The sequence below is a fragment of the Roseovarius sp. D22-M7 genome (assembly GCF_037083785.1).
GTDB lineage: Bacteria > Pseudomonadota > Alphaproteobacteria > Rhodobacterales > Rhodobacteraceae > Roseovarius.
Map to the genome: position 1 here is coordinate 124,338 of NZ_JBAPKY010000003.1, position 14,866 is coordinate 139,203.

A 14,866-nucleotide genomic window follows, 5' to 3' on the forward strand; every position below is an offset into this window, starting at 1 on the left:
CCTTATGATTTCTGGAACATGGCGAGCATGCGCCGGGTGACGAGGAAACCGCCGAAAATGTTGATGCCGGCCATGAACACCGACAGCGCGGCGAGGACCGTGATCAGCGTCGAGCCGGAGCCGATCTGCATCAGCGCGCCGAGGATGATGATCGACGAGATCGCGTTGGTGATCGCCATCAGCGGCGTATGCAGGCTGTGCGCCACGCCCCAGATCACCTGGAAGCCGACGAAGACCGCCAGGATGAACACGATGAAATGCTGCATGAAGCTGGCCGGGGCCACGAGGCCCACCGACAGCACCAGCGCCGCGCCTACGGCCAGCAGGGTCACCTGCTGCTTGGTCTGCGCCTTGAACGCGGCAATCTCCTTGGCGCGTTTTTCCTCGGGTGTCAGCTCCTTGGCCTTTTCCTTGGGCTTCTGCGCCGCGATGGCGTTGACCTTGGGGGCCGGCGGCGGGAAAGTCACCTCGCCCGCGTGTGTCACGGTGACGCCGCGGATCACGTCGTCCTCCATGTTCTGGTTCACCACGCCGTCCTTTTCCGGCGTCAGATCGGCCATCAGGTGGCGGATGTTCGTGGCGTAAAGCGTCGAGGCCTGCGTCGCCATGCGGCTGGGGAAATCCGTATAGCCGATGATCGTCACGCCGTTATCGGTGACCACCTTCTCGTCCATCACGGTCAGCTTGCAGTTGCCGCCCTTTTCCGCGGCCAGATCGATGATCACCGAGCCCGGCTTCATCGCCTTGACCATGTCCTCGGTCCAAAGCTCGGGCGCCTCGCGGTTGGGGATCAGCGCGGTGGTGATGACGATATCGACCTCGGGCGCCAGCTCGCGGAACTTGGCAAGCTGCGCCTCGCGGAACTCGGGGCTCGACGGCGCGGCATAGCCGCCGGTCTTGGCGCCGTCGGTCTGTTCCTCCTCGAAATCGAGATAGACGAATTCCGCGCCCATGCTCTCGACCTGCTCGGCCACTTCGGGGCGCACGTCGAAGGCGTAGGTGATCGCGCCAAGCGAGGTCGAGGTGCCGATCGCGGCAAGCCCGGCCACGCCGGCGCCCACGACCAGCACCTTGGCGGGCGGCACCTTGCCGGCGGCGGTGATCTGCCCGGTGAAGAAGCGTCCGAAATTGTTGCCCGCCTCGATCACCGCGCGGTAGCCCGCGATATTGGCCATCGACGACAGCGCGTCCATCTTCTGGGCGCGGCTGATCCGCGGCACCATGTCCATCGCGAGGACCGACGCGCCCTTTTCGGCGATCGACTTCATCTGGTCCTCGTTCTGGGCGGGCCAGAAGAAAGAGATCAGGATCTGATCCTTGCGCAGGCGCTTGGCCTCCGTGTCGGTGGGCGGGCGTACCTTGGCGACGATATCGGCGGCCTTGTAAAGCTGCGCCGCGGTCTTGATCACCTCGACGCCGGCCTCCTCGTAGGCGGCATCGGTGAACCCGGAGGCACTGCCGGCGCCGGTCTCGACGGCGCAGTCATAGCCCAGCTTCTGCAGTTGCCGGGCCGAGTCGGGGGTCATGGCCACCCTGTTCTCGCCCTCGCGGACTTCCTTTGGCGTTCCGATCTTCAATGCGGTCTCCCCCTCTGGCAGGTCAGGTTTCTCTGGGCTCCGGTCGTGCGGAGGCCGGTTTGATGGTCTTTGCGGCGTTATTTCACACTATCGCCCGTGTGACACCAGCAAGATTGTTGCGACGTCATATCCATCGCCGGGTCTTTTCACAATACCGCGCAAATTCCATGCGGAACTTGCGGCGCATGCGGTTCTCTTCGGGGATGATGAAGCGGGTCTCGATGATCCAGACGAAGACCGGCACCAGCGCCAGCGCCAGCACCGCGTCCCATCGCAGGATCAGCCCCGCGAGGATCAGCGCGTCGCCAAGGTAGATCGGGTTGCGGCTGCGGCGGAAGATGCCGGTCTGGATCAGCCGTTCGGGGGTCTCGTGCGGCACGATGCTGGTGCGGTAGCGGCGAAACTCCATCGCGGCCATCACGATCAACACCAGCCCGCCGCCCACCAGCAGCCCGCCCAGAAGATCCGCCCAGACCGCGCCGAAATCAAGCCCCATCGGGTAATGGACGGCCTGAACCCAGGCAAGCACGAGGAACCCCGCCAGCCAGACCGGCGGCATGTCGATCCATTTGAGCATCGGGGCATGGTCCTTCGCGTCGGCGGTGGCAGATCGATTTGAGTGCCACAGTAACGCCGGATTGCAGAGAGGCAACACGCCTTTGGTCGGCACGTCCCCTTCCAGACATGCCACCACGGTGCCAGAAATTCATGTGCCGCGCATCGTGATGATGCGCGGCACGGTCTGATGCGCAGGCCGCGGGCCCCCAGAGCCTTGGCTCAGAAGTTCAGCCGGAGCCCTGCGGTAGCCGCGTATTGCTCGGAGTTGTCGGCGAAACCGCCATCGAGATAGATGAAGATCGCGCTGTTCTCGTTCAGGTCCGCGCCGGCCTCCAGCCGGATATCGAGGCGCAGGTCATCGCGCGACGAGATCGGCGCCAGCACCGCCCCGTCATTGATCGGAACCTCTTGGCTGGTGCCGCTGAAGTTGCCGGTCCCGGCGATCTCGATCGCGCCGTAGTAGCGGTTGCCCTGCTGGAACTGCTCGATCATTGCGCGCAGGCCGAGGCGCCCGTAGGCGGTATCCTCGTCGAAGCTTGCGACCGTCACGCCACCATTGCTTTCGGTGTAGCCGTCGACATCGTGGTTCTCGTAACCCAGTGCCGCGAAGGGGGTCACGTGCAGTGCCGCGAGCCTGGCCGGATCCTTGCTCAGCGGCATCGGATCGAGGCGGTAGCCGACCTCGACTTCGGCGCTGTAGGATTCGCCGTCGGGCGTGCCGACGAAGGTCGACCCCCCCGCGACGCGGCGGTTGTCGAACTCGTGCCACGCATATTGCAGGTTGCCTTGCGTGTAGAACCCGTCGGGGCGCGCATAGGCCGCGTAAAGCTGCAACGTGGTCGAGTCGGTGTCGAGCGACGAGCGCGTTTCCTTGAGATCCGCGTCAAGTTCGCCATAGCCCACCGACGCCCCGAAACGGACGATGCCGCTGGCGATGGCCTGGGTGTGATCGGCGCCCACGATGATGCCGTAGCCGTCGTAATCCAGCCCGACATTGTCTTGGTACGCGTCGTAGTCGCCGCTATATCCGGTGACCATGGCATAGCCGCGCAGCCCGTCCATGCTGAACATGTCGTCGACGACCTGCGCATTCTGCGTCGCCATGTCCTCTTCGGGGTTCAAAAGCGCGCCGGGCCCGAAGGCAAGACGCCGCACCTGCGCGCGGTGGTTCTCCATCACGACGGTGGTGCTGTCGCGGTACTGGTTGAGCGGAATGATCAGACCGCCGCCACCGGTGGCTGCCGTCGTCAGACATTGCAGCAGCACTTCCGAAAACGCCGTGGCGGCGTCGCCGCCGGCGCGCAGATCGTTGAGCGAGGCGGCGCAGCCATTGGGTGTCGAGAAGGCGAGCTCGATGTAATCCGCCTCGGTCGCCCCGGCGGCACTGACAACGCCTGTGGCCGGGTCGTAAGCGGCCGTGGTGAACCCCGTGCCATCCTGGATGAAGGCCGTGCTGCCATCGGTCGCGATGGCGGGGTTTCCGTCAGCATCCTGGAAATCGGCGTTGATGACGGAAATCAGGTTGATGCCGCGTGCGTTGAGCTCGCTCGAGATGCTGCCGAAGGTCAGAGCGGCGTTGCCGTCATCGCGATCTTCGTCGGTCACGAGGATCAGGGTGGTGCTGGTGCCCGCGGTGCTGGGGTAGGTGCCGAGGATGAAATCGATGGCGGAATAGCCGTCCTCGAACCCGCCGCTGGTCACGAGGTTGGTGGTTGCCGTAGAAAAGTCCGCGGCGTTGCCGAACAGGGCGCCACCGATGTCGAATGACCGGCCGAGATTGCCGGTGCCGCCGCCACCGAAGCCGGTCAGCCCGAAATTCACGGTCGAAAACCCTGCCCCGCTCAGGGCCGTGTCGATATCGGACGCGAAATTACCCAGGAACGTCTGCTCGCCCGCCATGGACCCCGACTCGTCCACCGCGAAGATCAGGTTCGCGGTCGATTGGGCCAGGGCGCTGGTACCGAAGGTGGCAGCGACGAGAACGGTCGTGGATTGCAGGATGGTAGAGATGCGGTTGAACGCCATAATCATACTCCTTGAATGCTGCGGGCGGTCGGGACAGCGACAAATTGACACGCCCTCTCCCCCCTTACGCGGAGTAATGCGGAGCAGTGGATTTTTAATAGAAATTTAAGGATTTACCCTGATCGCGACCATTTGCAGTCAATGCCTGTGGCGTGCACATCACGAATGCAGCCAAGGGTTGCGCGGCTTGAGAATGCACTCGCCTTTTTGGTTACGCCGGGCGGTTGGCCCGAGGAGAATCACGCTTTGCGGACGGCGATTCGTCGGGATTGCCCCCGGTGATTGCCACGGTATCAGGCGATCAGATCGTCCTGCGGCAGGGCCGCGGCATCGAGCGGCACCGCGGCCCCGGTGCGCGCCCAGGCCCGGACGGCATCGCCGAACGCGGTGAAAAGCGGCTGGCTGACCGGATCGTTGGCGGCGTTGAATTCGGGGTGCCACTGCACGCCGAGGCAGAAGCCCGGCGCGCCCTGGATGTAAAGCGCCTCGGGGGTGCCGTCCTGCGCCCAGCCATCGATCACGATGCGCCGCCCGGGATCGACCACGCCCTGCCCGTGCAGGCTGTTGGTCATCACCGACGCGGCGCCCATCAGCCGGTGGAACACGCCGCCCGGCGTGAAGCGCACGGTGTGTCGCGGCGCGAACTGTTCTTCCATGGTGCCCTCGGGCGGCATGCGGTGATTGTCGCGCCCCGGAAGGTCGCGGATCTCGGGATGCAGCGAGCCGCCCATGGCGACGTTCACCTCCTGGAAGCCGCGGCAGATCGCCAGAAAGGGCTGGCCGCGGTCGAGACACGCGCGCACCAGCGGCAGGGTGATGGCGTCGCGCGCCCGGTCGAAGGCGCCATGCGCCTCTGTCGGGGCCTGCCCGTATTCCTCGGGATGCACGTTGGGCCGCCCGCCGGTCAGCATGAAGCCGTCGCAGACCTCCATCAGCTCGGCCACGCTGACATAGCGCGGATCGGCGGGGATGATCAGCGGCAGGCAGCCCGCCACGTCGGCGGCCGCCGAGACGTTGATCTGCCCGCCCGCATGCGCGGGGTAGCGATCGTTGATGGTGTGCCGGTTCCCGATGATGCCGATGACCGGGCGTTTCATGCTCATGCTCCGTTCTTCTTCCCCTGATATGAAACATTCAATTCAAAGATTATCAAGATTGCCGACGGATCTGGGGATCTTCGCCGCCAAAATCCACCTTTTGCAAATATCTGCGACGTAGTTTTCAGCAGTGGGCGGTTCGATCCTGCTAATGGCCATTCGCATCCCGGTCGGGTGGGGTCGGGCCGTCCACACCCTTGCCGCGATGGCCGCGGCAGCGGTCGCTGCAATAGCGCACCTCGTCCCAGACGCGCGCCCATTTGCGCCGCCACTGCATGGGCCGTCCGCAGGTGGCGCAGGTCTTGACCGGCAGGTCACCTTTCTTGCGGGCCCGCGCCATTACAGATCGAAACGCAGCTGTGCCGTGTTCTTGCTTGATTTGCGCGGCTTCACCGGCGGGCGCTTGCGGCTGGCATGCTTCTGCACGATGGCTTCGGTATCCGCATCGCCGCGATGCGCGCGGCGCCGGGCGTAAACGGCGTCCTTGGCCGCCTTCGCCGCCGCCACCGGATCGACGATCGGCGCCGGGTAATCGCGGCCCAGGACCGCGCCCGCGCCGTCCCAGCCCCACGGCTCTTGCAGATGCGCATCGGGCACCTGCGCCAGTTCCGGCACCCATTGGCGGGTGAATGCGCCCGTCGGGTCCTGGTCCAGCCCCTGCTTGACGGGGTTGTAGATGCGGATCGTGTTCATGCCGGTTGTCCCTGACTGCATCTGGGTCTGCGACCAGTGGATGCCGGGCTCGTAATCGGTGAAATACCGCGCCAGCACCGGGCCCGTCGCCCGCCAGTCGAGCCACAAGTGATAGGACGCCACCGCCATCAGCATCGACCGCATCCGGAAATTCAGCCAGCCGGTGGCGATCAGCGACCGCATGCACGCATCGACGAACGGCAGCCCGGTCTCGCCCCGCGCCCATGCTGCAAGCCGTGCGGGGTCGGGATCTGACGGGCGCAGATCCTCGTAGGCGGGATGCAGGCAGCGATGTTCGATCGCCGGTTCGTCCTCGAGCTTCTGCATGAAATGGTCGCGCCACGCCAGCCGCGCCTGAAAGGATCGCATCGCGCGCGCCCAATCCGCGCCGCGCCCCGTCGGCGCCGCACGCCCGGCCTGCACCGCCTCGCGCACCGAAAGCGTGCCGAAGGCCAGATGCGGCGAGATCCGCGAACAGGCCCGCGCACCGGTCAGCGGCGAGGACATGGCCCGGGTGTAGGTCTCACCGCGGGTGCTGAGGAAACTGTCGAGCGCGCGTGTCGCCGCCCGCCGTCCGCCCCGCTGCCGACCGGGGCAGGGATCGTCGAGGCCAAGCGCCTCGGGTGCCGGGGGCGCATCGCCGGTCACGCCCGCCACTGCGCGCGCCTCGGCTGGCGGCGGCACGAGGGGGGCGCGCATGAAACCGTCGCGCGCCGATTGCCAACGGTCGCGATTGTCCAGACGCCGCATCACGCCGCATTGCGGAAGTTCGTGCCACGTCACCCCTTGGCCCCGCGCCCAGTCGGCCACCCGCCTGTCGCGCGCGAAGCTCGCGCCGTTGCCGGTTTCCTCGTGGCTGACCAGGTGCGTCACGCCGTGCCGGTTGCGCAGATCCTCAAGCAACGTCACCGCGTCGCCGGTGCGGATCACCAGCGGCAGGCCCATCCCCGCCAGATCCGCCCGCAGACTTTCCAGCGTCTCGCACAGGAACGCGTAATGCCGGCCCGCCGCGTCGGGCTGCGCCCAGAGATCCGGCTCGATGATATAAAGCGGCATCACCGGGCCAAGCCTTGCTGCCCGTTCCAGCGCGGGATGATCCGCGATCCGCAGGTCCCGCTTGAACCAGCAAATGACCGTGCCCGTCATGCCTCTCCTCTCAAGCGCGCGCATTCCACGTTGAAGCGGCGCGCGCATCGCCCTACCGTTCGGAGCACCTGAACTTCCCAGAACCCGGAGACTTCCGCGATGAAAGACGCCGCGCCGCAAACCATATATCTCGCGGATTACACACCGCCAGCCTTTCTCGTGGACGATGTGCATCTGACCTTTCGCCTGGCGCCGGAAAAGACCCGCGTGCTCAGCCGGATCGCGTTCCGCCCCAATCCCGACACCACGTCGCGCGAGTTCTTCCTGCATGGCGAGGGGCTGCGCCTCATCGGCGCAACGATCAACGGGCAGGAGATCCGGCCCGAGATCACCCCCGAAGGCCTGCGCGCCGAGGTGCCCGACGCGCCCTTCACCTTCGAGGCCGAGGTCGAGATCGACCCCATGGGCAACACCGCCCTCGAAGGGCTCTACATGTCGAACGGCATGTATTGCACGCAATGCGAGGCCGAGGGCTTTCGCAAGATCACCTACTATCCCGACCGCCCCGACGTGATGGCCGTGTTCACCGTCCGGATCGAGGGCGAGCAGCCGGTGATGCTGTCCAACGGCAACCCCGTGGCACAAGGCGACGGCTGGGCCGAATGGCACGACCCGTGGCCGAAGCCGTCCTACCTGTTCGCGCTGGTGGCGGGCGATCTGGTGGCCCACACGGGCAGCTTCACCACCCGGTCGGGGCGCGAGGTCGCGCTCAACATCTGGGTGCGCCCGGGTGACGAGGACAAGTGCGCCTTCGGCATGGAGGCGCTGAAAAAGTCGATGAAATGGGACGAGGATGTCTACGGGCGCGAATACGACCTCGACCTCTTCAACATTGTCGCGGTCGACGATTTCAACATGGGCGCGATGGAGAACAAGGGGCTGAACATCTTCAATTCGTCCTGCGTTCTGGCCAGCCCCGAAACCAGCACCGATGCCAATTTCGAGCGCGTCGAGGCGATCATCGCGCATGAATATTTCCACAACTGGACCGGCAACCGCATCACCTGCCGCGACTGGTTCCAGCTGTGCCTGAAGGAGGGCCTGACCGTCTACCGCGACAGCCAGTTCACCGCCGACATGCGCTCTGCGCCGGTCAAGCGGATCGGCGACGTGATCGCGCTCCGTGCGCGCCAGTTCCGCGAGGATAACGGCCCGCTGGCGCATCCCGTCCGTCCCGAAAGCTTTGTCGAGATCAACAATTTCTACACCGCGACGGTCTACGAAAAGGGCGCCGAGGTGATCGGCATGCTCAAGCGGCTGGTCGGCGACGATGCCTATTACCGCGCGCTGGATCTCTATTTCGACCGCCATGACGGGCAGGCCTGCACGATCGAGGACTGGTTGCGCGTGTTCGAGGATGCCACGGGCCGCGACCTTGCGCAGTTCAAGCGCTGGTATGAAGAGGCCGGAACGCCGCGCCTGCACGTCTCTGAGGATTACGCGGACGGCACTTACACCCTGCAGTTCGAGCAATCGACCCCACCCACGCCGGGGCAGGACGCCAAGAACCCGCGCGTGATCCCGATCGCCGTGGGGCTGCTGGGGCCGAACGGCGACGAGGTGCGGCCGACGCAGCTGATCGAGATGACCGAACAGCGCCAAAGCGTCAGCTTCGACGGCCTGTCGGCGAAACCCGTCCCCTCGATCCTGCGCGATTTCTCGGCGCCGGTGATCGTCGATCGCGAGACGACAAATGCCGAACGCGCCTTCCTGCTGGCGCATGACACCGACCCCTTCAGCAAGTGGGAGGCCGGGCGCGCGCTTGCGCGCAATGGCCTGCTGGCGATGATCCGGCATGGTGCCGATCCCGATCCCGCCTATCTCGATGCGGTGCGGACGATGGCGCGCGACGCGGGCCTCGATCCGGCCTTCCGCGCATTGGCGCTCGGTCTGCCGTCCGAAGACGATCTGGCGCAATCGCTGTACGAGGCCGGCGACACCCCTGATCCGCAGGCTATCTGGGCGGCGCTGGAACGTCTGCGCGACACCCGCGCCGCCGCACTCGAAGACACCGCGCGCGCGCTTTACGCCGAGCATCAGGTCAGCGCGCCCTACCGGCCCGATCCCGACCAGGTGGGCGCGCGGTCGCTGGCCAACGCGGCGCTCGCGATCCTCACCCGGCGCGATGGCGGCGCGCAGGCGCAGGCGCAATTCGACGCCGCCGGCAACATGACGCAGCAACTCGCGGCGTTTGCGTGCCTGCTGCAATCGGGCCGCGGCGACGCGGCGACACGCGCCTTCTACGACCAGTGGCGGCACGACCGGCTGGTGGTCGACAAGTGGTTCAGCCTGCAGATCCTGCATGCGGCACCGTCGGAGACCGCGGATGTCGCCGCTCGACTGACGGAGCACCCGGATTTCACCATCCGCAACCCCAACCGCTTCCGCGCCACACTCGGGGCGCTGACGATGTCGCCGGCGGGGTTCCACCATGCCTCGGGCAAGGGGTACCGGCTGCTGGCCGACTGGCTGATCGCGCTCGATCCGCTCAACCCGCAGACCACGGCGCGGATGTGCACCGCGTTCGAGACGTGGCGGCGCTATGACGCGCAGCGCCAGTCGCTGATCAAGGCGGAGCTGGAGCGCATCCGCGCCACTGCCGGCCTCAGCCGCGACACCGGCGAGATGGTCGCCCGCATTATCGAGGGCTGACCGGCGGTCAGCCGATGAATCGCGCCGCCGCCGCCCCAGTCATGTAGCTGACGCGCCCTTCGGCGAGGGTGGCGACCACGCGGCGCGCGTCGGGGTCCACCACCACGAGATCGGCGCGCAGGCCGGGGTGCAACGCGCCCCGGTCCACCAGCCCGAGAACCCTTGCGGGCCCGGCCGACACCAGCCGCCACGCACCGGCCAGGTCGAGCGTGCCGGTCTCGACCAGCCGGAACGCCGCGCCGGCCAGCGACGGGTAGTGATAATCCGAGGCCAGCGCGTCGACATGCCCGGCGGCCACCATGTCCAGCGCCCCCGCGTTGCCGTTATGCGAGCCGCCGCGCATCACGTTGGGTGCGCCCATGATCACCGCGTCGCCGCCCGCGCGCGCCGCCTCGGCGGCCTCCAGCGTTTCGGGGAACTCGGCGATGCGCGCGCCGCGCGCACGGTGCCGCAGGCGCGCATCGGGCGTTTGGTCGTCATGGCTGCCAAGCCGGACCCCCGCCGCGCTCAGATTTGTCGCGAGCGCGTCAAGGGCCGCGTCGACCTCGGGCATGCGGTCGTGCAGTCCTCTCATGATCTCCAGATGCATCTCGGGATTGCGGCCGATGCGCAAGGCCTGGCCGGTCAGGCGCTGCGGGCGCTTGCCGGCGGCGAGGCTGGCATGCGGCAGGTGATCGTTGAACACCACGTACCCGATGTCGAAGCGCGCGATCAGCGCCTCGATATCCGCGTAGGCGTCGATCATCGCCACTTCGACGCGCAACTGCGCGCGCAGATCGGTCGCCACGCGGGGCCGTGCCTCGGCCAGGGCGGCCAGCATCCGCGCCGCAAACTCCGGCCCGCGCAAGCCGCCTTCCCAGCTGTAGAACTGCGCCAGCGTCGCGGTGGTGATGCCGTTCGCGGCAAGCTCTGCCTCGCAGGCGATCAGGCCGCGCGCCGGATCGGTCATCGCGCCGCGGCGCGGCGCGAGATGCCGCTCGAACGCGTCGCCATGGGCGTCGACGATCCCGGGCAGGACCAGGAACCCGCCCAGATCGACGACGCGCGGCTGCGGTTTTTCCGTGATCACGCCGCCCGACAGTGACAGATCGCCCGGCCCGATCCCGTCGGGCCAGAGCACCCGCGCACCGCGCAGGGTCAGCGCCGCTGCGCTCATCCCCCGCGCCGTCCCAGCAGGACATCACCCAGGGTCAGGTTCCGGTCGAACCGGCCATGCGCGAGGAATTCCTCGACCTGCGCGATCACCAGCGGGTTGTTCATCATGAAGGTATGCGACACGGGCAGGGTGATATGATCGGCCATTCCCGCGACCCGCGTCGACGCGACAGAAACCTTGCCATCGTCCGGCCCCTCGATCAACGCCGAGAAATACGGGTTGAAAGAGCGTGTCCCGGCGATCACGCCGAGCTCGAAATCGACGGGGGGCAGGTTTTCCGGCACGCCGCCCGGCCCGGTGACAAGCTGCTGGCCCGCCGGCCCGTTGAGCCATTTGAAAAGCTCCAGCCCGCCCAGCTCGTCCACCAGCTGGCTGCCGTGATTTGGCGGCGCCAGCATGACGACGCGGCCAAGCGACTCTGGGCGGTGATCGGCCAGCCAGACGCGCAGCAGAATGCCGCCCATCGAATGCGTCACGAAATGCAGCGGCCGGTCGCCACAGGCTTGCGCCGCCGTGGGCAGGGTTTCATCGGCGAGCTTGGCGATGTCTTCCTCGGTCGAGGGGTAGTCGGGGGAAAAGACCTCGTGCCCGTCGGCCTCCAGCACCCGCTGCATCACGAGAAAAGAGGCGTCGCTGCGCGCGAGCCCGTGCAGCAGCACGACGCACTCGGCGCGCGCGGTGCCCGCCAGCAGGCCGAGGATCAGCGCAAAGAGGATCGTCAAGGATTTCATGCCGCCCCTATAGGCCCAAATGCGCGGCCTGTGAACCGCATTAGAGCGCCGCATCAGTCCCGTCCAGCGCGCGCGAGGCCTGCCGCGCGCATCGCGCTCAGCGACACGCGCGGGGTGATCGCCTCGGGCGAGATGGCCAGATCCAGCACCGCCCCCGTGGGCGAGGCGCAGGCGCGCGCGAAGGCCGCCGCGAAACCTTCGGTCGTCTCGACCCGCTCGGCGTGGAAGCCATGCGCGCGAGCCAGCGCCGGGAAATCGGGATTGACCATCGTGGTGCCCGATACCCGGCCGGGATAATGCTGCTCCTGGTGTGCGCGGATGGTGCCGTATGTGCCGTTGTTGAGGATCAGGATGATCGGCTGCGCGCCGGCCTGCGCGGCGCTGGCCAGTTCCGCGGCGGTCATCTGGAAATCGCCGTCGCCGGCGAAACAGACCACGAGACGGTCGGGATGCACCAGCTTCGCGGCGATGGCGGCGGGGATGCCGTAGCCCATGGCGCCCGATTGCGGCGCCAGCAGCCGCATGTCCGGCCCGTATTTCAGGAACCGCCCCGACCAGATCGCGAAATTGCCCGCACCGTTGGTGATGATCGCGTCACCGGGCAGCACCTCGCGCAGATGCGCCGTGACCCGGCCCATGTCCACCGGCGAGGGCTGGTCGGGCAGATCGAACGCGGCCTCCCACGCGGCGCGCGCCTCGGCCCGCCAGCCCGCCCACGCGCCGCCGACGAGGCCCGCCGCGTTGAGGGCCGTGACAAAGGCATTGGGCCCCGCCTGCACGCCCAGTTCGGGCTGGTAGACCTTGCCCAGCTCATTGTCCGAGGCATGCACATGGACAAGCCGTTGCGCGGGCTGCGGCACCGACAGCGCGGTGTAACCCGCCGTGGCGTTCTCGCCGAAGCGGGTATTGATCGCGAGGATCACGTCGGCGCCCGACAGAAGCCCGCGCACATGCGGCACCGTGCCCACCCCCGCCTCGCCGCAGAAGCAGGCCGAGTGGTTGTCGAACTTGTCCTGGTAGCGAAAGACCGACACGACGGGGATGTTCGATCCTTCGGCGAAGGCCTGAAGCGCCGCGCGGCCCTCGGAGGTCCAGTCGCAGCCGCCGTAAAGGATCAGCGGACGCTCGGCCCTGGCCAGCATCGCGCGGGTCGTTTCGACCGCGCCGGCATCGGGCGCGGGTTCGGGGTAATGCCCCGGCCCGCTCAGCGGGGCGGCGGGGGCGGGCGCGCTCAGCATGTCCTCGGGCAGCGCCACGACGACCGGACCCGGACGCCCCGTGGTCGCGGTCTTCCACGCCCGCGCCACGATCTCGGGCAGGCGCGCGCCGTCGTTGATCTCGACCGCCCATTTCGCCATGCTGCCGAAGACGGCGCGGTAGTCGAGCTCCTGGAACGCCTCGCGGCCCTTCATCCCGGTGCCGACCTGGCCCACGAACAGGATCATCGGCGCGCTGTCCTGCATCGCGGTGTGCACGCCGATCGCGGCATTGGTCGCGCCCGGCCCGCGCGTGACCCAGGCGATCCCGGGACGCCCGGTCAGCTTGCCGTAAGCGGCGGCCATGAAGGCAGCGCCCCCCTCGTGCCGGCAGAGGGTGAAGTCGAGCCGCCCGGCGGTGTCGTGCAGCGCATCGAGAACCGCGAGGTAGCTTTCGCCCGGCACGCCGAAGCTGTGCCGCGCGCCAAGCGCCATCAGGCAGTCCACCAGCAATTGCCCGCCATTGCGCGTGTTCCCGGTCATCTCGGATCCCTCTTTCATCTTGCGCACAGGCTGACCCGGCAGGCGGGGCAAAGACAAGCCCCATTCGCGTAGCCCTTGCCCGGATCGAGGGCGGCGGGCATACCGGAACTCTGCCCCAGCCGTTCAGGAGCCGCCATGCCCGAACCCCGTCCCGTCCCCCGCCTTGCCGCCCGCGCCGTGATCGTCGAGGACGGCCAGCTCTTGCTGGTCAACGCCTTTGCGGGGCCGCACACCACGCTCTGGTGCGCGCCGGGCGGCGGGGCCGAGATGGGCGCGTCGCTGCCCGACACCCTTATCCGCGAGGTGTTCGAGGAAACCGGGCTGACCATTGCGGTTGGCGATCCCTGCCTCGTGAACGAGTTCCACGCCCCCGAGCGCCACTTTCACCAGGTCGAGGTGTTCTTCCGCGCGCAAGTGACCCGCGGCACGCTCGACCCCGGCTGGCGCGACCCCGAGGACATCGTGACCGATCGCCGCTGGGTCACGTATACGGAGATGGCGGCGCTGCGCGTCAAGCCCGACAGCCTTGCCGACGTGGCCTTTGGCGTCGGCTTCGCCTACGACCCGCTGGAGCGGCTGATCAATCCCTGAAGCGGGAGCACCGAGATCGCCACGCCGCCGAGGACCAGCACGCTCGCAGCGACGAATTGCAGGCTCAGGCTCTCGCCGAGGAAGATCATCCCGCCGGCCATCGCGATCACCGGCACCGTCAACTGCGCCACCGCCGCCACCGACGAGGCCAGCCTCGGCAGCACGTTGTACCACAGCGCGTAGCCCAAGCCGGACGTCACCGCGCCCGACAGGATCGCCAGGGCCACACCCTGCGCGCCGATCACCGTGCCGGCGGCACCCGTGGGCAGCGCAAGGCCGATCAGCACCCCCAAGGGGGCTGCGAGGATGAAATTGGCCGCGGTGCCGCGCAGCGCGTCGGTGCTGCGCCGCCCGGCCAGCGAATAGACGCCCCAGCCGACGCCCGCCGCCGCCATCAGCAGCCCGTGCACCACGCTGATCCGCGGCCCCGCCCCGGGCCAGAGGAGCCAGACCAGCCCGGCAAAGGCCAGCGCCGCCCCGATCCAGCGGCGCGGCGGCACCGCCTCGCGCGCCACGAGGCTGCCCGCGAACATTGTGATCTGCACCACGCCGAACAGGATCAGCGCCCCGAGCCCCGCGTCCAGCACCGTGTAGGCGGCGGAAAAGCCGTAGATATAGACCAGCAGCGCCAGCACCCCGGCCACGCGCCCCCGGCCGCCAAGCGTCAGCCCGCCGCGCAACAGCGCGCACAGGACACCCAGCATCACCGCGCCCGCGATCAGGCGGATACTGCCGAAGCTTGCGGCGTCGATGCCGCCCCCGGCCAGCGCCATGCGGTTGAGCACCGAATTGGCGGCGAAGGCGATCATCGTGAGGGCGGTCAGAAGAAATACGCGCATGTCGCGCGGCATAGCGCAGCGGGCCGCGCGGGTACAGTCACGGATCGGTGCGCGCCCGCCTC

12 protein-coding genes are annotated in these 14,866 nt (G+C 67.7%); 2 read left to right on the forward strand and 10 right to left on the reverse strand.

The genetic code is table 11. From position 1 onward, the window contains the following. Positions 1-2 precede the first annotated feature (2 nt). The 6 genes from V8324_RS02605 to V8324_RS02630 form a co-directional block, all read right to left on the reverse strand. Complete coding sequence (locus V8324_RS02605) at positions 3-1,577, reverse strand: Re/Si-specific NAD(P)(+) transhydrogenase subunit alpha (protein WP_336418353.1); 1,575 nt, start codon at positions 1,575-1,577, stop codon at positions 3-5. 124 nt (positions 1,578-1,701) lie between these two features. Continuing rightward, positions 1,702-2,154: a methyltransferase family protein gene (locus V8324_RS02610; RefSeq protein WP_336418354.1), complete on the reverse strand. Its 453-nt coding sequence runs from the start codon at positions 2,152-2,154 to the stop codon at positions 1,702-1,704. Positions 2,155-2,354: 200 nt separating this feature from the next. Continuing rightward, complete coding sequence (locus V8324_RS02615; RefSeq protein WP_336418355.1) at positions 2,355-4,160, reverse strand: autotransporter outer membrane beta-barrel domain-containing protein; 1,806 nt, start codon at positions 4,158-4,160, stop codon at positions 2,355-2,357. Between the two features lie 293 nt (positions 4,161-4,453). Then, positions 4,454-5,257, reverse strand: a complete 804-nt coding sequence (locus tag V8324_RS02620; protein ID WP_336418356.1) for a gamma-glutamyl-gamma-aminobutyrate hydrolase family protein — start codon at positions 5,255-5,257, stop codon at positions 4,454-4,456. Between the two features lie 148 nt (positions 5,258-5,405). Next, the gene (locus V8324_RS02625; protein ID WP_336418357.1) at positions 5,406-5,597 is read right to left on the reverse strand and encodes a DUF2256 domain-containing protein; all 192 of its coding nucleotides are present in this window, start codon (positions 5,595-5,597) and stop codon (positions 5,406-5,408) included. Beyond that, positions 5,597-7,096, reverse strand: a complete 1,500-nt coding sequence (locus V8324_RS02630) for an FAD-binding domain-containing protein (RefSeq protein WP_336418358.1) — start codon at positions 7,094-7,096, stop codon at positions 5,597-5,599. The genes V8324_RS02625 and V8324_RS02630 overlap by 1 nt, the downstream gene beginning before the upstream one ends. Before the next feature lie 99 nt (positions 7,097-7,195). Here V8324_RS02630 and pepN point away from each other — a divergent pair, with 99 nt between their 5' ends. Further along, a complete protein-coding gene (gene pepN / locus V8324_RS02635; protein ID WP_336418359.1) occupies positions 7,196-9,748 on the forward strand; it encodes an aminopeptidase N in 2,553 nt (850 codons plus the stop codon). A gap of 7 nt (positions 9,749-9,755) precedes the next feature. On the opposite strand, the gene V8324_RS02640 is transcribed toward pepN, so the two are convergent. The 3 genes from V8324_RS02640 to V8324_RS02650 are packed head-to-tail and all read right to left on the reverse strand — an operon-like array spanning position 9,756 to position 13,374. Further along, positions 9,756-10,904, reverse strand: a complete 1,149-nt coding sequence (locus tag V8324_RS02640; protein ID WP_336418360.1) for an alpha-D-ribose 1-methylphosphonate 5-triphosphate diphosphatase — start codon at positions 10,902-10,904, stop codon at positions 9,756-9,758. Beyond that, positions 10,901-11,635: an alpha/beta fold hydrolase gene (locus V8324_RS02645; protein ID WP_336418361.1), complete on the reverse strand. Its 735-nt coding sequence runs from the start codon at positions 11,633-11,635 to the stop codon at positions 10,901-10,903. The genes V8324_RS02640 and V8324_RS02645 overlap by 4 nt, the downstream gene beginning before the upstream one ends. Before the next feature lie 53 nt (positions 11,636-11,688). Beyond that, the gene (locus tag V8324_RS02650) at positions 11,689-13,374 is read right to left on the reverse strand and encodes a thiamine pyrophosphate-dependent enzyme (protein WP_336418362.1); all 1,686 of its coding nucleotides are present in this window, start codon (positions 13,372-13,374) and stop codon (positions 11,689-11,691) included. Between the two features lie 135 nt (positions 13,375-13,509). On the opposite strand from V8324_RS02650, the gene V8324_RS02655 reads away from it, so the two are divergent. Continuing rightward, a complete protein-coding gene (locus V8324_RS02655; RefSeq protein WP_336418363.1) occupies positions 13,510-13,965 on the forward strand; it encodes an NUDIX domain-containing protein in 456 nt (151 codons plus the stop codon). On the opposite strand, the gene V8324_RS02660 is transcribed toward V8324_RS02655, so the two are convergent. After that, a complete protein-coding gene (locus V8324_RS02660; protein WP_336418364.1) occupies positions 13,932-14,804 on the reverse strand; it encodes a DMT family transporter in 873 nt (290 codons plus the stop codon). The genes V8324_RS02655 and V8324_RS02660 overlap by 34 nt on opposite strands. Positions 14,805-14,866 lie beyond the last annotated feature (62 nt).

Bases quoted from the DNA above. Each gene is read 5' to 3' on its own strand.
- V8324_RS02610 (WP_336418354.1), bottom strand. From the start codon at position 2,154: ATGCTCAAATGGATCGACATGCCGCCGGTCTGGCTGGCGGGGTTCCTC.
- V8324_RS02615 (WP_336418355.1), bottom strand. From the start codon at position 4,160: ATGGCGTTCAACCGCATCTCTACCATCCTGCAATCCACGACCGTTCTC.
- V8324_RS02620 (WP_336418356.1), bottom strand. From the start codon at position 5,257: ATGAAACGCCCGGTCATCGGCATCATCGGGAACCGGCACACCATCAAC.
- V8324_RS02625 (WP_336418357.1), bottom strand. From the start codon at position 5,597: ATGGCGCGGGCCCGCAAGAAAGGTGACCTGCCGGTCAAGACCTGCGCC.
- V8324_RS02630 (WP_336418358.1), bottom strand. From the start codon at position 7,096: ATGACGGGCACGGTCATTTGCTGGTTCAAGCGGGACCTGCGGATCGCG.
- pepN (WP_336418359.1), top strand. From the start codon at position 7,196: ATGAAAGACGCCGCGCCGCAAACCATATATCTCGCGGATTACACACCG.
- V8324_RS02640 (WP_336418360.1), bottom strand. From the start codon at position 10,904: ATGAGCGCAGCGGCGCTGACCCTGCGCGGTGCGCGGGTGCTCTGGCCC.
- V8324_RS02645 (WP_336418361.1), bottom strand. From the start codon at position 11,635: ATGAAATCCTTGACGATCCTCTTTGCGCTGATCCTCGGCCTGCTGGCG.
- V8324_RS02650 (WP_336418362.1), bottom strand. From the start codon at position 13,374: ATGACCGGGAACACGCGCAATGGCGGGCAATTGCTGGTGGACTGCCTG.
- V8324_RS02655 (WP_336418363.1), top strand. From the start codon at position 13,510: ATGCCCGAACCCCGTCCCGTCCCCCGCCTTGCCGCCCGCGCCGTGATC.
- V8324_RS02660 (WP_336418364.1), bottom strand. From the start codon at position 14,804: ATGCGCGTATTTCTTCTGACCGCCCTCACGATGATCGCCTTCGCCGCC.